Source organism: Variovorax sp. (genome assembly GCF_035634955.1).
Taxonomy (GTDB): Bacteria; Pseudomonadota; Gammaproteobacteria; order Burkholderiales; family Burkholderiaceae_C; genus Variovorax.
This window is the reverse complement of sequence record NZ_DASQBZ010000026.1, coordinates 40,203-58,034: the sequence shown is the minus strand read 5'-3', so window position 1 is coordinate 58,034 and position 17,832 is coordinate 40,203. Positions and strand designations below refer to the sequence as shown.

Below are 17,832 nucleotides of genomic sequence, written 5' to 3'. Positions count from 1 at the left end.
GAGAAGCTCCAGAAGGATGGGGACAACTAGACGCTGAGATAGTCGCGCCGCACTTCCTCGTTGGCGGCGAGTTCCGCCATCGTGGCCTGGTAGCGGATCTGCCCTTTCTCGAGCACATAGGCGCGATCCGACACCAGTTCGGCGAAATGCATGTTCTGCTCCGACAGCAGGATGCTCACGCCATGCGACTTGAGTTCGTTGATCATGTGGGCCATCTGCTCGACGATCACCGGCGCGACGCCCTCGGACGGCTCGTCGAGCAGCACCAGGTACGGGTTGCCCATCAGGGTGCGCGCGACCGTCAGCATCTGCTGCTCGCCGCCGCTCATGCGGCCGCCGGGGCGGTGGGGCATCTCGCCGAGATTGGGAAAGAGCCTGAACAGGCGCTCGGGCGTCCACAGCGGCGCGGCGCTGCCGTCGCTCCAGTGGCGCGGCGCCTGCCGGCCCACCTCGAGGTTCTCGGTGACAGTGAGGTCGGTGAACACGCGACGGTCTTCCGGCACGAAGCCCAGGCCGAGGCGCGCGGCGACATGCGGCTCGCTGCGGCTGATGTCGTGGCCCATGAAGCGTACCGCGCCGCGGCGCCGGGCCAGCATGCCGATGATGGCCTTGAGCGTGGTGGACTTGCCGGCGCCGTTGCGCCCCATCAGCGCCACCACTTCGCCGCGCCGCACGTCGAGGTCGACGTCGTAGAGGATCTGCGCCGCGCCGTACCAGGCGCACAGCGATTTCGTCTGCAGGAGGATCTGCTCGTCGCGCATCACGCGGCCTTCTTCTCGAACGTGGTTCCGGTGCCGAAGTAGACCTCCTGCACCTTGGGATGGTCGCGGATCTCCAGCGGCTTGCCCTGCGCGATCAGCCGGCCGCGGGCCAGCACGATGGTCCGGTCGGCATAGGCGAACACCACGTCCATGCTGTGTTCGGTGAACAGCACCGCCATGCCGCGCTCGACCACCAGCTGCTTGGTCAGCGCCATGAGCGCATTGCGCTCCCTTGGCGCCATGCCGGCGGTCGGCTCGTCCATCAGCAGCAGCTTGGGCGAGTTGGCCATGGCGACCGCCAGTTCGACCCGCTTGACGTCGCCATAGGCCAGCACGCTGCACGGGCGGTCGGCCTGGGCCTTCATGCCGACCTGGTCGAGCAGCGCCAGCGCCTCGTCGCGCTTGTGGTCGGCCGCGCGGCGCCACATCGCGAACAACCGCCGGTCGTGCGAGAGCAGCGCCATCTGGACATTCTCGGCAACCGTGAGCGACGAGAACGTCTCGGCGATCTGGAAGGTGCGGCCGACGCCCAGGCGCCAGATCTCGCGCGGCTTCCTGCCGACCAGCTCCGTGCCGGACAACCGGATGGAGCCCTGGTCGGCCCGCAACTGGCCGTTGACCATGTTGAAGGTCGTCGACTTGCCTGCGCCATTGGGGCCGATCAGCGCGAGCAGTTCGCCCGGCGCGAGGTCGAAGGTGATGCCATCGACCGCCTTGACGCCGCCGAAGGACTTGCCGAGGTCGCGCACTTGCAGCAGTGTCATCGCGCCGCCTCCCCCGCCGCCGCGGCGGCGTCGAGCGGCTGCTCGCCGGCCCGGTCCGCCGCGACATCGTCCTTGCGCCCGCGCAGGCGATCGGCAAGCAGCTTGACCGACCCTGCAATGCCCTGCGGAAACAGCAGAACGAGCAGCAGGATGATGCCGCCCAGCATGGCGCGCCAATAGTCGGTGTTGCGGGCCACCGTATCGTGCAGCCAGCTGAAGGTGAACGCCCCGACCACCGGCCCGGCAAGCGTCTGGATGCCGCCGAGCAGCACCATCACCAGGCCGTCGACCGACTTGCCGACCGCCAGGGCCTCGGGCGAGATGCTGCCCTTCGAATACGCGAACAGCGCGCCGGCGGCGCCGGCGGCGATGCCGGCGACGACGAAGGCGGCCCACTGCATCCGCTTGACGTCGATGCCGATGGCGTCGGCGCGCAACGCCGAGTCACGGCCGGCGCGCAGGGCATAGCCGAACGGCGAGAACAGGATGCGGCGCAGGCCCCACACGCCCAGGCCGACCAGCGCCAGCGTCAGCCAGTAGTAGTTGCGCTTGTCCGCCAGCCAGTCGGCCGGCCATACGCCGGTCAGACCGTTGCTGCCGCCGGTGAAGTCGTCCCACTGGTAGACGATGGCCCAGGTGATCTGCGCGAAGGCCAGGGTCAGCATGGCCAGGTAAACGCCCGACAGGCGCACCGCGAACCAGCCGTAGACGAGCGCGCCCAGGCCGGCCACCAGCGGCGCGAGCACGAGGGCCAGTTCCATCGGCAACCCCGCCGAGCGGGCCAGCAGCGCCGCGCCGTAGGCCCCCAGCCCGAAGTACGCCGCATGTCCGAACGAGTGCATGCCCGCCGGGCCCATGATGAAGTGCAGGCTCGCGGCGAACAGCGCGGCGACCAGCAGGTCGATCAGCAGCACGATGGTGTAGGGCGAGCCGGCCGTCAGCAGCGGCATGGCCGCCAGCACGAGCGCCAGCACGGCGACCATTGTGATGTAGCCCTTGCCGGCCCGGCGCAACGGCTCTTCCTGCATGCCGACATAGCGGCTGGGGGCCTGCGGCCGGCCCATCAGGCCCCACGGCCGCCACACCAGCACGGCGGCCATGACGATGAAGTCCACCACCAGCGTGAGCTTGGAGAACGAGAACGCGATGCCCGCGATTTCCACCACGCCGAGCCAGATGCACACGGCCTTGATCTCGGCGATCAGCAGTGCCGCGACGTAGGCGCCCGGCAGCGAACCCATGCCCCCGACCACCACCACCACGAACGCGGCACCGATGGTGTTGAGGTCCATTTCCAGGTGCGCCGGCTCGCGCGGCAGCTGCAGGGCGCCGCCGAGGCCGGCGAGCAGCGCCCCCAGCGCGAACACGGCGGTGAACAGCCAGGCCTGGTTGACGCCCAGCGCGCTGACCATCTCGCGGTCCTGCGTGGCCGCGCGCACCAGCGTCCCGAAGCGGGTCCGGGTGAGCAGCAGCCAGACCAGTCCCAGCACCACCGGCCCGATGACGATCAGGAACAGGTCGTAGGCCGGGAACTGACGGCCCAGGATCTCCACCGCGCCGCGCAGGCCGGGCGCGCGCGGGCCGAGCAGTTCGTCGGGCCCCCAGAGGTAGAGCACCGCGTCCTTGATGACCAGCACCAGCGCGAAGGTGGCCAGCAACTGGAACAGCTCGGGCGCCTTGTAGATGCGCCGCAGCAGCAGCATCTCGATCGCCGCGCCCAGCACGCCGACCGCGAGCGCGGCAAGCGGCAGCGCCACCCAGAAGCCGGCGCCGCCGATCCGCTCGGCCAGCGTGTAGGCCACGTAGGTGCCCACCATGAAGAAGGAGCCATGCGCGAAGTTGACGATCCGGGTGACGCCGAAGATGAGCGACAGCCCGGCCGCCACCAGGAAAAGCGATGACGCGGAGGCCAGCCCATTGAGCAGCTGGACGAACAGACCGGATAGGCTCATTGGCGCCTCGACTCCCTGGTGAACGCTTCGCTTGTCTTTGCCGCGTCAGTCGGTGGCGCGCGACTTCTTGACTTCCTCGGCCGAGGGCTGGAAGCGTGCGTCGGCGCCGTCGCGGTAGGCATAGTCGACCATCACGCCCTTGCCGCCTTCGTTCTTGGTGTACCCGACGTAGGCGCCCATGGTGGACTGGTGGTCCTCGGCGCGGTAGCTGATCTTGCCGAAGGGGGTGTCGACCTGCAGACCCTTGAACGCGGCCACGAGCTTGTCGGGGTCTGTGCTCTTGGCCTTGTCGATGCCGGCGACGGCAGACATGATCATGCTGTAGCCGACCACGGAGCCCAGGCGCGGATAGTCCTTGTACTTGGCCTCGTACGCCTTCAGGAATGCCTGGTGCGCCGGCGTGTCGATACCGTAGTACGGATAGCCGGTGACGATCCAGCCATTGGGCGCCTCGTCCTTGAGCGCATCCATGTACTCGGGCTCACCGGTCAGCACGCTGACCACGGTGCGGTCCTTGAACAGCCCGCGGGTGTTGCCCTCACGCACGAACTTCGACAAGTCGGCTGCGAACAGCACGTTGAAGATCGCATCGGGCTTGGCGTCCGCCAGCGCCTGGACGACGCTGCCCGCGTCGACCTTGCCCAGCGGCGTGGCCTGCTCGGCGACGAACTCGACATCCGGCTGCGCCGCCTTGAGCAGCGTCTTGAAGGCGGCAACGGCCGACTGCCCGTACTCGTAGTTGGGGTAGACCAGGGCCCAGCGCTTCTTCTTGAGCTTGACGGCCTCGGGCACCAGCATCGCGGCCTGCATGTAGGTGCCCGGACGCAGGCGGAACGTGTACTGGTTGCCGCCCTGCCAGGTCATCTTGTCCGTCAGCGGCTCGCCCGCCAGGTAGAAGAACTTCTTCTGCTTGGCGAAGTCCGCCAGCGCCAGGCCGGTGTTGGACAGGAAGGCGCCGGCGAGCAGGTCGACCTGCTCGCGCGACACCAGTTCCTCGGCCACGCGCACCGCGTCGCCCGGGTTGGCGTTGTCATCGCGGATGACGAGCTCGATCTTCTTGCCGTTGACGCCGCCCTTGGCGTTGACCTGCTCGACCGCCAGCTCCATGCCCTTCTTGTAAGGATCGAGGAAGGCCGGCTGCGCCTTGTAGCTGTTGACCTCGCCGATCTTGATCACGCCCTGCGCGTGAGCGGCGGCCACGGCGGCGGCGAAGGAGGCGAGCGCAACGGCTCGCAGGACAAGGCGCATCTTCATTTCACGACTCCTCATTGATGATTTGGTGATCGTCACTGTACGTGTGCACGCACGGGGTTGGCGGCCGGCCTCAGCGCAGGCCGTCCTCGCCCTTGATTTCGCTCGCGGCGAGGCCGCCCACGCGCGGCAGCGGCCTGCCGCTGTCGGTCACGGCAACGGCCACGACGATCTCGCCGGCGCGCGGTGCATCGGACACGCGCGCCTCGATGGCGTCGAAGTGGCTGCGCACGAACGCGGCGTCCTTGTGGCCGAGCGGCACGTCGATGGCCGTACCCAGCGTGCCGAGCTTCTTGGCCGACGGCACCAGCGCGGCACCCTTCTCCACCGCCACGCGCAGCGGCGCGCCCAGCTTGGGATGCAGGATGGCGGCCGCGTGCTCGAGTTCGCCGCCCTCGCCCACGATGGCCGCCTTGCCGTAGCTCTGGGCCTGGCCGGGCGCGATGCCCAGCGCCTTCACGGCCTTCTGGCCGAGCAGCGCCCCCAGTTCCTCGCCGATGGCGATCAGCTCGTCGAGCGACTCGCTGTAGCGGCCGGCGTAGGGGTTCTCGATGACCGCCATCGCCACGGCGCGGCGCGCCGGCGGATCGATGACCTGGCCCATTTCCTTGCGGGTCTCGTCGACCTGGACAATCAGCTTGCGAATCTTTGCGCTCATCACGCCTCCTGGTGTGTGTATTCGGTCGGGGCGCGCTACCGCAGCCCATCCCACTTCGAAATGTCCTGCGCGCGCAGGCCGCCGACGCGCTCGTGCACCCGGTAGCCGGTCGTCATCGCAAGGATGAAGACGATCTCGTCCGACACCGGGGCGCCGGGCACGCGCACCTCCATCGCATCGAACTGGCCGCGCACGTAGCTGGCGTTGATGTTGGTCAGCGGCACGTCGAGCGCGGCGCCGGGAGGGCCCACCTTCTTCGTGGACGGAACGATCGCCAGTGCGTTGCCCGGCTGCCCGGTCTTGTCCTCGGCCTTGCCCTGCCGGTAGGCGTTGCGGTCTCCCTTCCAGCCCAGCAGCTCGCGCATGGCATAGCCGCCCGGCACGTGCCACAGCGCGCCGTGCTCGAGTTCACCGCCGGCGCCGACGATGGCGCCCTTGCCATAGGTCGCGATGCGATCGGCCGGCACGTCCATGGCGTCGAGCAGGCGCCGCGCCATGTCGATGCCGACCGGCTCGAGCAGCTTCATCATCGGCAGGATGTCCGGCTCGTAGCGGCCGGCAAACGGATTGGTCAGGACGGCGGCGATGGCGCCGCGCACCAGCGGCTGCGGCGGCGGTGGTCCGAACTCGTGGTGGATGTGCTCGACCTGGGTCAGCACGCGGCGAATGTCGATCATGGGTAGGTGGCCTTGCTTTCGTTAAGCAAATACTGAACCAAGGTTAAGCGAACGCCGAATGCGCGGCGCTGCAGGCGGCGCGTTCGGGCAGGTTGGCATTGTGTGCGCCCGATGCGGCACCTGGGAACGCTGAAGACCCTGTGTGCGCGACTCCATCGCGCGGATCCACGGCGTCGACGAAATGCCATTGCCCCTGGCAGGCGAGCGCCACCGCGTGCACCACGCCGGCCGCCTGCAGGCGTTGCGCGCATTGCACGCCCGCGTCGAGTGCACGCCGCACCTGGGCGGGCGCCAGCGGCGCGACGTCGACGGTGACCGGGATGTCGCCCAGGTCGCTGTCGTCCTTGCACTGCGAGGCAGGCAGCCGGGCGATGCCGTCATCGGCCACGTCGACGGCGTTGGCGATGAGCGTGGCTGCCGCGTCTGCCAGGGCGGCGGTGCGTGCAAGCACGGTCACGCTGTCGGCGATGCCGCGCGACAGGCTGCGGCCGCGCCAGCCGCTGGTGGCGATGCCGCGCACCGGCATGCCGGCACTGACCTCGAAGGTGCCGTCGAGGCGCAGCGGTCCGGCGTCGCGCGGGTCGAAGCGCGCCAGGTCGGAGAACAGGCCGACGCGCGCGCTCCGGTCCGGCGCCAGGCACAGCGCGATGTCGCCCCCGTTGTTGATCCAGGCGCGGCTGACGCCCGGGCGTTGGTAGAAGCCGGCAAGCTCCTCCGCCACCGCACCGGCCACCGCCGCCATCGGCGTGATGAAGGGCCGGCCCGGCGCCGCCGAACGCGCGGCGGCGCAGGCCTGCAACATGCGCCTGGCCACCGGCCCGCGCAGCGACAGCGCACCCACCACCGGGCGGCGCAGCGACGGCAGTTCGCCTACCAGTTCGTCCAGCACGGTCGCGAAGCGCTGCCAGGCGGCTTCGTGCGCCTCGGCCACGGCGGCCGGGTCGCCTTCGGCCTGGGCCACGACGTCGATCGGGCCGTGTTGCCAATGCCAGCGCGCATCGTCCAGGCGCGTGCGTCGAGCGGTCATGCGGCCAGCCTCAGCCGAGCATGGGCACGTGGCCCAGCGGCCAGGGATTGGCCTGGTCCTGTGCCACCCAGCGCCGCGCCTGCGGTGCCCCGTCCTGGTGCCAGGCGCCTCGGGCGAGCACCTGGTCGAGCGACATGACGTGCTCGCCATGGCCCCCGAGCGCCAGGTATTCGTCCATGCGCATGCTGAACTCGATGGGCGCGACGATCGCCGGCGTCGGAACGGTACCGAAGCTCATGTCCGGCATGCGCGTGACGTCGACCATGACGGTGATCCCGCCGCCGGGCCAGACGTAGGCCGGCGCGCCGCCGCAGGTGACGTTCACCAGCGTCCGCTTGATGGAGCGCGTGAGCAGAACCGGGTTCTCGGTGACGCCGGCGCGCAGGCTGCCGCCGGCGCCGCCGAGGAACAACACCGAGCACAGCGACGACTCGCAGTTCTCCCCGATGCGCTCGACCACGCGGCGCACTTCGGGCGGCATTTCGTGCTCGACCGGCCGCAGCTGCTCGTCCAGCACGAACCATTGCGCATGCTCGCCGGTGGTGGAGGTCATCAGCATGCGCAGGCCGGGGCGGGCCACGCCGTCTTCCCAGCCTTCGATGATCGACAACGGGTCGGCGATGTCGGTGCCGCCCCAGCCGTTGCCGGGGTTCGCCACCTGGAAGTAGCGCCCGGGCGTGGACTTGCGCCCGCGCATCTGGATGCCCGACGGCGCCATGCCCAGGCACCGGCCGGCCTGGTGCTCGGTCAGGACGCCGGTGATGTGGTCGTCCACCACTACCACCTCGTCGGCATGGCCGGCAAGCTGGCGCGCGAAGATGCCTACCGCGGCGGAGCCGCATCCCACGCGCATGCGCTGCTCCTCCACGCCGTTGACGATGGGCGCGCGGCCGGCCTGGACGACCAGGGTGGCGCCGCCGTCGATGCTGCATTCGACGGCCTGCTTGTTGCCCAGCAGCTGCATCAGCTCGACCGTCATGCGGCCTTCCTTCTTGCTGCCGCCGGTGAGGTGGTGCACCCCGCCGAGCGAGAGCATCTGCGAGCCGTACTCGGCCGTCGTGACGTGCCCCACCACCTCTCCGCGGTAGCGCACGTTGGCCTGCTCGGCCCCGAGGAAGCGGTCGGTGTCGATCTTCACCTTGAAGCTGCAGTAGCTGAAGATGCCCTCGGTCACCACGGTGACCATGTCCACGCCTTGCGCCTTGGAGGCCACGATGAACGGCGCCGGCTTGTAGTCCGGGTAGGTGGTGGAAGAGCCGACGCCGGTGACGAAGACCTGATCGGCGAGCAGCAGGTCGCCGTTCCAGTCCGGGTCGGCCGTCGCACCGCTTTCGGGCGCCGGCGCGCCATCGGCGACTGGGGCCGCACCGGCAAAGGGCACGAGCGCGGGCTCGGGATTGGCAAGTTCGCGCCGCAGCAGGACCACCGGATCGACACGCACAAGGGCGCCGGCCTGGTTGGCGTAGCGATCGCACGCGCCGGTGCGGCCCTCGGAGATCTGGCACAGCACGGGGCAGGCATTGCACTCGATCTTGCTGGCGCTCATGCGCTCGCTGCGTGGCGCGGAACGCAGTTGCGCGTCCTGCGCCGGCGGCATGTCGATGGCAGGCAGGCCGTCGGTCTTGGTGTGTTCGGTCATCGGGGCGATCTCTCGTGTCGTTCGGGCTTGCACGTGCCATGCCACATGTGTAGCATCCGCTGAACGTTCATGTTGTGAACACTACATTGAAGGTCAATGTAGCAAACAGATCGGGGGCATGCAATGGTGATTTACCGGGCTGGCCGCAAAGCCGCGACAATCGAGGGTTCGGAGCCAGCGGGAGCCCGCGCCACGTCATGGCGCACCCCGCAAGCCGCCTCCCTGGCCAGCGTCCCGCCGCCCGCGCGGACGCACGCCGATTCCGACGTCGATTGAATATCAACTGCGAGTTTCCGCCATGAGTGCCTTCAGCGAAGAACGCGTTCTGTCCGTCCACCACTGGACCGACCGCCTGTTCACTTTCACCACCACGCGCGACCCGGCCCTGCGCTTCTCGAACGGCCACTTCACGATGATCGGGCTGAGGGTCAACAACAAGCCCCTGCTGCGCGCCTACAGCATCGTCAGTCCGAACTACGAGGAGCATCTGGAGTTCCTCAGCATCAAGGTCGAGGAAGGTCCGCTGACCTCGCGCCTGCAGCACATCCAGGTGGGCGACACCATCATCGTGGGCCGCAAGCCCACCGGCACCCTGCTGATCGACTACCTGCTGCCGGGCAAGCGGCTGTACCTGTTCGGCACCGGCACCGGCCTGGCGCCGTTCATGAGCGTCATCCGCGATCCCGAGACCTACGAGAAATACGAGCAGGTGATCCTGTCGCACGGCGTGCGCCAGGTGGACGAGCTGGCCTACCACGACCTGGTGGTGGACCACCTGCCCAAGCACGAGATCCTGGGCGAGATGATCTCGAAGCAGCTGCTGTACTACCCGACCGTGACGCGCGAGGAGTTCCGCAACCAGGGACGCATCACCGAGCTGATCGACAGCGACAAGCTCACCAGCGACCTCGGCCTGCCCGCCCTGGACCCCAAGGAAGACCGCGTGATGCTGTGCGGCAGCCCCGGCCTGCTGGTCGATTTCAAGGAGATCCTCGAAGGCCGCGGCTTCAAGGAAGGCAATACCAGCACGCCGGGCGACTACGTCGTCGAGCGGGCCTTCGCAGAGAAATGACTTCCCCCCAGGCCACCCTGCTTCGCAGGTCCGCCTCCCCCCTCGAGGGGGCGCATGCTGCGGCCCGGCAAAGCCGGTTCCGCGGTTGCCCCCGAAGGGGCCTCGCATCGCGGGCCCGGGGTCTGGCCGGACGGGGCGGGCGGGAATGACTGGAGATGCCAACAGCGTTGGCAGGAAAGCCGGGGGCCGGGCTTCGGGGGTGAAGGGGCCGAAGGGGCCGCAGCGCCGCACCGGCGTGCGCGAGGCGGCAGCGCAGGCCACGCGCGAGGCCATCCTGCGGGCCGCGACGAAGGTGTTCGCCAAGTACGGCTACGACGGCGGAAGCGTGGAGAAGATCTCCAAGGCGGCCCGTTCGTACGACCGGATGATCTACTACTACTTCGGCAGCAAGGAAGGCCTGTTCATCGCGGTGCTCGAAGAGATCTACCGGCGCATGGACGAGGCGGAGTCGGCCATCGAGCTGGAGCTGTCGCGGCCGGTCGAGGCGCTGACCACCTTCATCCGCTTCGTCCTGAACTACTACCGGCGCAATCCAGAGTTCGTCACGCTGCTCAACACGGAAAACCTGCACAAGGGCAAGCACATCTCCAAGTCGCTGCGGGCGCGCGAGTATTCATCGCACGCGCTGGCGCTCCTGGGCCAGGTGCTGCAGGCGGGCGTGGCGCAGGAACTGTTCAGGCCCGACGTGGCGGCGCGCGACCTGTACCTGCTCATCGCCGCGACGGGCTACTTCCACATGTCCAACCGCTACACGCTCAGCGCCTTCATGGGCGCGCCGCTGGACAGCCCCGATGCCGTCGCGCACTGGGAGGCGTTCGTCATCGAATCGGTGCTGCGCGCAGTGGACGCGGGCGGCGCCGACGCCGCGGGCAGCGGCCGTTCATCCATTCCATCTACCAGCAACGCTCGAATCGAGGCATAACCATGGCAGAACCCGCAGCAGGCACTCCCCAATCCGGCAAGGTCGTCATCCGCAACATCGGCCTGCTGCTCTCCGGAGACATCGACCAGCCCGTTCTGGAGGCCGACACCATCGTGGTGAACGACGGCAGGATCGTCGCCGTCGGCCGCGAGAAGGACTGCGACACCGAAGGCGCCAGAACCGTGATCGACGCGCGCCGGACCTGCGTGGCGCCCGGCCTGATCGACAGCCACGTGCACCCGGTGGCGGGCGACTGGACGCCGCGCCAGAGCCAGCTCAACTGGATCGAGTCGAGCCTCAACGGCGGCGTGACCACCATGATCTCGGCCGGCGAGGTGCACTACCCCGGCCGCCCGAAGGACATCGTCGGCCTGAAGGCGCTGGCCATCACCGCCCAGCGCGCGTTCGACAACTTTCGGCCCGGCGGCGTGAAGGTGCTGGCCGGCGCGCCGGTGATCGAAAAGGGCATGGTCGAGAGCGACTTCAAGGAACTGGCCGAAGCCGGTGTCGGCCTGCTGGGCGAGATCGGCCTGGGCTCGGTCAAGGCCGGCGAGGAGGCCAGGACCATGGTGGCCTGGGCACGCAAGTACGGCATCCAGAGCACCATTCACACCGGAGGCCCGTCCGTACCCGGCTCGGGCTACATCGACAAGGACGTGGTGCTCGAGGCCGATGCCGACATCATCGGCCACATCAACGGCGGCCACACGTCGCTGCCGCTGGCACACGTGTGCGAACTGTGCGAGAAAAGCAGCCGGGCCATCGAGATCGTGCACAACGGCAACGAGAAAATCGCCATCGAGGCCGCGCGCGCCGCGCTGGACCTCAAGTGCCCGCACCGCATCATTCTCGGCACCGACGGCCCGGCCGGCTCCGGCGTGCAGCCGCTGGGCATCCTGCGCATGGTCTCCCTGCTCTCGGCCATCGCCGGCATCCCGGCCGAACTGGTCTTCTGCTTCGCCACCGGAAACACCGCGCGCATCCGCAACCTCGACTGCGGCCTGATCGAGGTCGGCCGCGCAGCCGATTTCGTTTTCATGGACCGCGCCCAGCACACCGCCGGCAAGACGCTGCTCGAGAGTGTCGAACTGGGCGACATTCCCGGCGTCGGCATGGTGATGATCGACGGCATCGTCCGCTGCGGGCGCAGCCGGAACACGCCGCCGGCTACCGAAGTGCCGGTCGTGCTGGCCTGAGGCAGCAGCGCCGTCGGCCAGACCTGCGGCGGCCGGGGACCTACAGGCTGCGCCCGGGCCGGGCTTGCACAGGCCCGGCGGCCAGATCGGCACCGCCCGGCGGGGCACCGAACAGCCAGCCCAGGAGCGTCGCCGAGTCCGCCCGGATGCGCAGGTCGGCCGCGTATGCCTCGAAGCGGGTGTTCAGGCGGGCCACCCGATTGTTGTAGTGATCGCTCTCGGCGGTCAGCACGTCGAGCAGCGAACGCTTGCCCAGGTGGAACCATTGGTCGTAGTAGGCCTTGCGGACGCGGTCGGTCTCGACGACCAGGGTGTCGTACTCGGTCGAGCGACGCTTGGCAGCGTCGCGTTGCTCGGCCTGGCTGCGCAGGCTGTATTCCAGGTCACGCTCCGCATCCCTGGCACGCTGCTCGCTGGCATTGGCGCGTTCGTAGGCCGCGCGCTCCGACGCCGAGGCCGACCCGCCCTGGAAGGCGTTCCACTGCAGCATCAGGCCGGTGCTCCACGGTTGCCGGTTGCCGAAGTTGTCCTTCTGCGTCGTGCCGGACACGACCCAGTTGATCTGCGGCAACCGCTGCGCGCCGACGGCCTGCGCGAGCTTGAGGGCGGCTTGCGACTCGGCTCGCGCCTGCCGCAGCGAAGGGTGCTCGGCGCCTCGGGCCAGCGCATCGCCCAGCGCCATGGACTGCGACCGCCAGTCCAACGTCTCGGGAATACGGAACCCTGGTCCGACCAGCTTGGTGAACTGGATCCGCGCGTCGTTCATGCGCGTGCGGATCTGGTCGCCGTTGGTGACTGCCTGCAGCCGACGCGCGCGCGCCTGGGTCAGCTCGCTGCCACGTCCCGGATCGCTCTGAACGATTCGCCGCAGCATCGACACGAGTTCGTCGAGCCGGTCGATGTAGGCCTGGGTCAGGAGCAGCGACTGGCGGTTGCGATCGAAGTCCATCAGGGCCGTGGCCGTGTCGTACGCGACCTGCTGCCGCCCTTGTTCCAGTTCGGCTTGCGCCGCGACCGCCGTCTGGCTGCGGCTGTCGATGGTGCTGCTCAGATGTCCCCAATCGAACACCGGCGTGGTGACGTTGAGCGTTCCGAAGGGATCGTTGGCGGTATCGGCGGCCTCGGCCCCGAAAGTTGCCGTGGGCGACGCGGCCCCGACCTGGACCTGCGGCCAGCGCTGGCCCCTGGCTTGATCGACGTCGTACTGCGCCGCTTGCCACTGCGCCTCGGCCTGGCGCACCGAAGGGCTGGACGCCAGCGCATCGGCGACCGCGCGCGAGAGGACGGCACGCACCGGGGCGCCGGAAAAGCTGCCGGGCACGCGCGGCGCCACCTGGCTCGACGTCCGTACCGCGCGCACCGCATGCGCGCCTGACGGGTTCGCCGCCGGAGCGGTCTCGCCAAGCGGCGCCGCCTGCGGCAGCGGCCGATCCGGCACCGGGGTCGAGAACACGAACCGACCGGACCTGTGGCGGGCCGCGGGCGACGGTGGTTCGGCGACGGGTGCCGGTATGGGTACCGCGACCCATGCCGCCTCAGGCCGGGCCGACGCGGCTCGCCCGACCGCGGACGCCCGGACACCGGTGGCCGGTGCTGGTGCCGCCGCCGCCGGGCTCGCGGCTGAAGACCATTGAACCAGGCGCGGTGCCGACGCGTCGCGCGCCTGCGCCGCGGGGGCCTGGATCAAGGGCCACACCATCAGGGCCTGCGCGACGCGCCATCGCATCGGGGCGGTGCGGGTCCGCTGCCGCCTGGGTTGCCGGACGTGGCTCATCTTCATCGCTCCCTGAAGGCTTCGCGAACCTTCAATACCGGCTTGAGCAGGTAGCTCAGCACGGACTTCTCGCCGGTGCGCACTTCGACCGTCGCGGTCATGCCCGGAATGATCGGAAAGGTCTTGCCGCCCGCGCTCAGGTGCGCCTTGTCGGTACGCACCATCAGCCGGTAGTAGGTCGAGTCCGCCCTGCCCTGTCGCGCGCGTTCCTCGTCCTTGAGCGTGTCGGGACTGAGCATTTCGACCACGCCGTCCAGGCCGCCGTAGATGGCGTAGTCGTAAGCCGAGACCTTCACGGTGGCGTGCAGTCCGGGTCGCACGAATGCCACGTCGGAAGGGCGGATCTTGGCTTCGACCAGCAACTGGTCTTCCAACGGAACGATCTCCATGATGTCCGAGCCCTGCTGGATCACGCCGCCGACGGTGTTGACCCGGATGTTCTTGACCGTGCCGCGCACCGGCGCCCGGATGACGGTGCGGTTCATCACGTCCTCGCGAGCGCCTACGTTTTCCCTGGATTGCGCCAGCTCGCTCTCGAGGCGGGTCAGTTCGGCGTTGGCGTCCGACCTGAACTTGTTCTGCCGTTCGGCGATTTGCAGCCGGAACTCGTTCGCCTGGCGCTTCATCCGCAGGATTTCCACCTGCGAGATCAGTCCCTGCCTGGACAGCGGCTCGGACAGCGAGATCTCGCGTTCGGCAAGGCTCAGGCTGCGCGACAGCGCCGCGACGCTCTGGTCGAGCGTGCGCTGGCGCGCCTTGAAGGCCTGTGTCTCGTCCTTCACGATGTTGGGCGTGTGCTGCACATCCTCGGGAAACACCAGCGGCTGGTCGTAGGCCTCGGCACGCAGGCGCGCCACGGCGCCCTTGAGGGCCAGCATCTTCGACAGGCCCTCGCGATAGGCGGCACCGGCGCGCTTGGGGTCGATCTCGAGCAGCACCTGGCCGGCTTCGACCACGTCTCCCTCGCGCACGTTCATCGACTCGAGGATGCCGCCTTCCAGGCTCTGGATCACCTGCTCGCGGCTGGCCGGGACGATGCGGGCCTCGCCGATGGTCACCTCCTCGACGATGGCGAAGTGCGCCCAGGTGATGCCCACCACGATCAACGCGGCGATGAGGTAGAGAACAATCATCGAGCCCGGCGTCTTCTGCACCAGCATCGCTTCGCGCAGGTCGTGGATGAAAGGCGTGTCTTCCTCTCGCCTGCGGCCGCCACGCGCCTGCGGCCGGGCGGCGAGTGCGGGCGCCTGATCGTTCACGGCGACCTCATTCATGGTTGTCGTTCTCCTCGCCCTGCCTTGTCACGGCCGGCCGGGCCAGCGCATTCATGACTTCGCTCTTGGGGCCGTCCTTGAATACCCTGCCTTCGGCGTCCAGCACCACGATGCGGTCCACCAGCTCGAGCACCGACAGCCGGTGCGTCGCCACGACGAGCGTCTGCCCCCTGGTCGCGGCGGCCATTCGCCCGAGGAAGTAGCGCTCGGTCATGAGATCCATCGAGCTGGTGGGTTCGTCCATCAGCAGGATGCTCGGCCGCAGCAGAAGGCATCGCGCCAGGGCCACGAGCTGTCGCTGGCCGCCCGACAGGCCCTGGCCGCCTTCCCCGATCGGCATGTCGTAGCCGCGCGGATGGCGCGCGGCGATGGCATCGAGTCCGCAAAGCCGTGCCACCTGCAGAAACTCGGCGCCGGTGGCCTCCGGCTTGCCGATGATGACGTTGTCGTGCAGCGTGCCGTGGAACAGCCGCGGCTCCTGGCTCAACACCCCGATGGCCGCACGCAGGTCGGCCGGATCGATCTGCCCGACGTCGATGCCGTCCATGAGAACCTGCCCGTCCGTCGGCTTGTAGAGCGCGGCCATGATGCGCAGCAAGGTGGACTTGCCGCAACCGATGTTGCCCAGGATGCCGACCCGTTCGCCTGGCTTGAAAGTCAGGTCGATGCCTTGCAGAACCGTCGGCGACTGCTGCATGGGCGGCGGCGGATAGCCGAAGCGGATGTTCCTGAGGGTGATGTTGCCGGCGAACGTCGGCTTGGGCAGGTAGCGGCGGTCGGTATCGCGGTCCACCGGTGCATTCATCACCTGCTCGAGCGAGCGCAACGCGACGCGCGCCTGCTGGAAGCGCACCGCGAGTCCGACGAGCGAGGCCAACGGTGCGGTGGCACGCCCCGAGAGGATGACGACCCCGAACAGTGCGCCCATCGTCAGGTCGCCGCTGTGGATCAGGTAGACACCCCACACGACGATCACCACCGTCTGGATCTGCTGGACCAGCGTGACGCTGTTGGCCGCCAATGCGGAGAGGGCGCGCGAACGCATGGCACTTGCGGCCGACAGTGCGCTGAAGCTGTCCCACTTTCTTTGCATGACGCCTTCGCCTCGCGTGGCCTTCAGCGTCTCGATGCCTTCGATGGCTTCGATCAGCAGGCCTTGCTTGAGCGAGCCCTCGCGCATGTTTTCCCTCATGACGCGCGCCAGGGGCCATTGCACCGCCACGCTGATCAGGGCGATGACGGGAATGGCCATCAGTGGCACCAGTGCCAGCTTGCCGCCGATCATCGCGATGATGCCCACGAACAGGAGCGTGAACGGAATGTCCGACAGCGTGGCGACGGTGGCCGACGTCGCGAAGTCCCGGACCGATTCGAACTCGCGCAGCTGGTTGGCAGACGCGCCGGCCGATGGCGGCTTGTGCTCCATGCGCGTGGCCAGCAGCTTGCGAAACAGCACGGCGCCCAGGATCAGGTCGGCCTTCTTGCCGGCGACGTCCACCACGTGAGTGCGCACGGTCCGCGCAATGAACTCGAAGGTCATCGCCAGGACCACGCCGATGGCGAGCGACCACAGCGTGGTGTACGCCTCGTGCGGGATCACCCGGTCGTAGACGTTCATGGTGAAGAAGGTGCTGGCCAGCGTCAGCACGTTGACCAGCAGGGCAGCCAGCGCCGCGCTGAAGTAGTAGCGCCTGTAACGCCAGAGCGTCGACGCCAGCCAGTGCCCCTTGGGCGCGGTCAGGGACTCGCCGGCACGGTCGTCCAGGCGTGGCCGCGGCTTCGCCAGGAGCGCATGGCCGGCATAGTGTTCCTCCAGCAGGTCCGCCGGCACGACGACGGCGCCGCCCTCGGCTTCGGGCAGCACGACCTCGTACGAGGCATCGCTGCCCTGACCTTCCCGCGCGACCAGGACCAGCGCGCCGCCCTCGCGGCGCAACAGCACGACCGGAAACAGGAAGGCCTCCAACTCTGCCAGCGGGCGGCGAACCCAGCCCGCGCCGATGCCCGCCTGGCCAAGCGCCCGCACTGCGAGCGAAGGTGTGAGTCGGGCATCGCGCGGTAGTCCGGCGAGCAATGCGGCGTCGCTGCGGACCCGGCCGTGATAGGCGCAGATCCAACGTACCGCGGCGAGCAGCGAATCCTGGCTGGCTGCGCTCGGCTCGGCGCTTTCCGCGTCCTCCGGACCGCTCTGTTCGATGACGGCTGACATGTGCGCTCTACGGCTCGGACGCCTGATCTTCCGCGACGGCGTCGGGCGATACGTCGGGTGTCGCCAGGCCGGTGGCCACCACGCCGGTTTCCCGGCATGGTTGGACCGCCGCGGCGCGGCTCTTCAGGTGGAGTTGCTCCCGGGCCGCGTGCAACATCTCCTCCGCGGATTCCCGCGTCAGCGGCACCAGGTCGCCACCGGCCTCGTCGAGTTCGACGAAGTACGTGGCCCCTGCGCTGAGTTCGACGCGCGTGCGTGGCTGTTGCTTGCCGAGATATAGCGGCGCGTCATTGAAGTAGGCCTCCACCGAATGCTCCCCGGGCGCGACGCAAAGGCGCGTGAAGCTGTCGGGCAGCAGCGCCGTATGCAGTTGCCGGTCGACGTATACCTGGGCGTCGCGCGGAGCATCGTCCGAAGCGCCCCCGCGGAAGACGATCACCTGGGCCTGGTCCGCGCTGGCCTCCGGAACGCTCGAATAGAACTCGCCTTGCTCGTAGACCGAGGCCTCGATCATGTTCCCGGCCATGGCCACCGTCGCGGCAGCCATGGCGACGACGCCGACGATCGCCAGGCGCGTCGTTCTCGCGCCGAGGCGCCGGGATTGCTGGTGTTTCGCTTGCATGTGGTTCCCCCTGTTCGCGACGCTCGAAGCGTCC

The 17,832-nt window shown here is 68.8% G+C and carries 15 protein-coding genes; 3 read left to right on the top strand and 12 right to left on the bottom strand.

What is annotated here, in order from left to right:
- Positions 1-26 precede the first annotated feature (26 nt).
- The 8 genes from VES41_RS17510 to VES41_RS17475 all read right to left on the bottom strand — a co-directional run bounded on the left by VES41_RS17510 (position 27) and on the right by VES41_RS17475 (position 8,729).
- On the bottom strand, positions 27-761 hold the full coding sequence (locus VES41_RS17510) for an ABC transporter ATP-binding protein (protein WP_324819668.1): 735 nt from the start codon (positions 759-761) through the stop codon (positions 27-29).
- Complete coding sequence (locus VES41_RS17505) at positions 761-1,525, bottom strand: ABC transporter ATP-binding protein (RefSeq protein ID WP_324819666.1); 765 nt, start codon at positions 1,523-1,525, stop codon at positions 761-763. The genes VES41_RS17510 and VES41_RS17505 overlap by 1 nt, the downstream gene beginning before the upstream one ends.
- Positions 1,522-3,477: an ABC transporter permease gene (locus VES41_RS17500; RefSeq protein WP_324819664.1), complete on the bottom strand. Its 1,956-nt coding sequence runs from the start codon at positions 3,475-3,477 to the stop codon at positions 1,522-1,524. The genes VES41_RS17505 and VES41_RS17500 overlap by 4 nt, the downstream gene beginning before the upstream one ends.
- A gap of 45 nt (positions 3,478-3,522) precedes the next feature.
- Positions 3,523-4,725 carry an ABC transporter substrate-binding protein gene (locus VES41_RS17495; RefSeq protein WP_414719173.1) on the bottom strand — a complete coding sequence of 401 codons (1,203 nt, stop codon included), beginning with the start codon at positions 4,723-4,725 and terminating at the stop codon, positions 3,523-3,525.
- A gap of 76 nt (positions 4,726-4,801) precedes the next feature.
- Positions 4,802-5,386, bottom strand: a complete 585-nt coding sequence (locus tag VES41_RS17490) for an amino acid synthesis family protein (protein WP_324819660.1) — start codon at positions 5,384-5,386, stop codon at positions 4,802-4,804.
- 35 nt (positions 5,387-5,421) lie between these two features.
- Complete coding sequence (locus tag VES41_RS17485) at positions 5,422-6,063, bottom strand: amino acid synthesis family protein (protein ID WP_324819658.1); 642 nt, start codon at positions 6,061-6,063, stop codon at positions 5,422-5,424.
- A 43-nt stretch (positions 6,064-6,106) separates the two neighbouring features.
- Complete coding sequence (locus tag VES41_RS17480; RefSeq protein WP_324819656.1) at positions 6,107-7,090, bottom strand: UPF0280 family protein; 984 nt, start codon at positions 7,088-7,090, stop codon at positions 6,107-6,109.
- 10 nt (positions 7,091-7,100) lie between these two features.
- Entirely contained in the window at positions 7,101-8,729 is a 1,629-nt protein-coding gene (locus VES41_RS17475; RefSeq protein ID WP_324819654.1) for a 6-hydroxynicotinate reductase, read from the bottom strand.
- Positions 8,730-9,027: 298 nt separating this feature from the next.
- Here VES41_RS17475 and VES41_RS17470 point away from each other — a divergent pair, with 298 nt between their 5' ends.
- The 3 genes from VES41_RS17470 (at position 9,028) to VES41_RS17460 (ending at position 11,919) form a co-directional block, all read left to right on the top strand.
- Positions 9,028-9,801, top strand: coding sequence for a ferredoxin--NADP reductase (locus tag VES41_RS17470; RefSeq protein WP_324819652.1), 774 nt, complete (start codon positions 9,028-9,030; stop codon positions 9,799-9,801).
- Between the two features lie 199 nt (positions 9,802-10,000).
- Complete coding sequence (locus tag VES41_RS17465; RefSeq protein WP_324819650.1) at positions 10,001-10,723, top strand: TetR family transcriptional regulator; 723 nt, start codon at positions 10,001-10,003, stop codon at positions 10,721-10,723.
- A 2-nt stretch (positions 10,724-10,725) separates the two neighbouring features.
- Positions 10,726-11,919, top strand: a complete 1,194-nt coding sequence (locus VES41_RS17460; RefSeq protein WP_324819648.1) for an amidohydrolase family protein — start codon at positions 10,726-10,728, stop codon at positions 11,917-11,919.
- A gap of 40 nt (positions 11,920-11,959) precedes the next feature.
- On the opposite strand, the gene VES41_RS17455 is transcribed toward VES41_RS17460, so the two are convergent.
- From VES41_RS17455 to VES41_RS17440, 4 genes are all read right to left on the bottom strand, one after another.
- Entirely contained in the window at positions 11,960-13,372 is a 1,413-nt protein-coding gene (locus VES41_RS17455; protein WP_324819646.1) for a TolC family protein, read from the bottom strand.
- A 323-nt stretch (positions 13,373-13,695) separates the two neighbouring features.
- Positions 13,696-14,967: an HlyD family type I secretion periplasmic adaptor subunit gene (locus VES41_RS17450; protein ID WP_324819644.1), complete on the bottom strand. Its 1,272-nt coding sequence runs from the start codon at positions 14,965-14,967 to the stop codon at positions 13,696-13,698.
- Complete coding sequence (locus tag VES41_RS17445) at positions 14,960-17,176, bottom strand: type I secretion system permease/ATPase (protein WP_324819642.1); 2,217 nt, start codon at positions 17,174-17,176, stop codon at positions 14,960-14,962. The genes VES41_RS17450 and VES41_RS17445 overlap by 8 nt, the downstream gene beginning before the upstream one ends.
- Positions 17,177-17,183: 7 nt before the next feature.
- Positions 17,184-17,798 (bottom strand): hypothetical protein, encoded by a 615-nt coding sequence (locus tag VES41_RS17440; RefSeq protein ID WP_324819640.1) that lies wholly within the window; start codon positions 17,796-17,798, stop codon positions 17,184-17,186.
- Positions 17,799-17,832: the final 34 nt, after the last annotated feature.

Excerpts from the sequence above, each read along its gene's own strand:
- VES41_RS17510 (WP_324819668.1), bottom strand. The coding sequence starts at position 761 with ATGCGCGACGAGCAGATCCTCCTGCAGACGAAATCGCTGTGCGCCTGG.
- VES41_RS17505 (WP_324819666.1), bottom strand. The coding sequence starts at position 1,525 with ATGACACTGCTGCAAGTGCGCGACCTCGGCAAGTCCTTCGGCGGCGTC.
- VES41_RS17500 (WP_324819664.1), bottom strand. The coding sequence starts at position 3,477 with ATGAGCCTATCCGGTCTGTTCGTCCAGCTGCTCAATGGGCTGGCCTCC.
- VES41_RS17495 (WP_414719173.1), bottom strand. The coding sequence starts at position 4,725 with ATGCGCCTTGTCCTGCGAGCCGTTGCGCTCGCCTCCTTCGCCGCCGCC.
- VES41_RS17490 (WP_324819660.1), bottom strand. The coding sequence starts at position 5,386 with ATGAGCGCAAAGATTCGCAAGCTGATTGTCCAGGTCGACGAGACCCGC.
- VES41_RS17485 (WP_324819658.1), bottom strand. The coding sequence starts at position 6,063 with ATGATCGACATTCGCCGCGTGCTGACCCAGGTCGAGCACATCCACCAC.
- VES41_RS17480 (WP_324819656.1), bottom strand. The coding sequence starts at position 7,090 with ATGACCGCTCGACGCACGCGCCTGGACGATGCGCGCTGGCATTGGCAA.
- VES41_RS17475 (WP_324819654.1), bottom strand. The coding sequence starts at position 8,729 with ATGACCGAACACACCAAGACCGACGGCCTGCCTGCCATCGACATGCCG.
- VES41_RS17470 (WP_324819652.1), top strand. The coding sequence starts at position 9,028 with ATGAGTGCCTTCAGCGAAGAACGCGTTCTGTCCGTCCACCACTGGACC.
- VES41_RS17460 (WP_324819648.1), top strand. The coding sequence starts at position 10,726 with ATGGCAGAACCCGCAGCAGGCACTCCCCAATCCGGCAAGGTCGTCATC.
- VES41_RS17450 (WP_324819644.1), bottom strand. The coding sequence starts at position 14,967 with ATGAATGAGGTCGCCGTGAACGATCAGGCGCCCGCACTCGCCGCCCGG.
- VES41_RS17445 (WP_324819642.1), bottom strand. The coding sequence starts at position 17,176 with ATGTCAGCCGTCATCGAACAGAGCGGTCCGGAGGACGCGGAAAGCGCC.
- VES41_RS17440 (WP_324819640.1), bottom strand. The coding sequence starts at position 17,798 with ATGCAAGCGAAACACCAGCAATCCCGGCGCCTCGGCGCGAGAACGACG.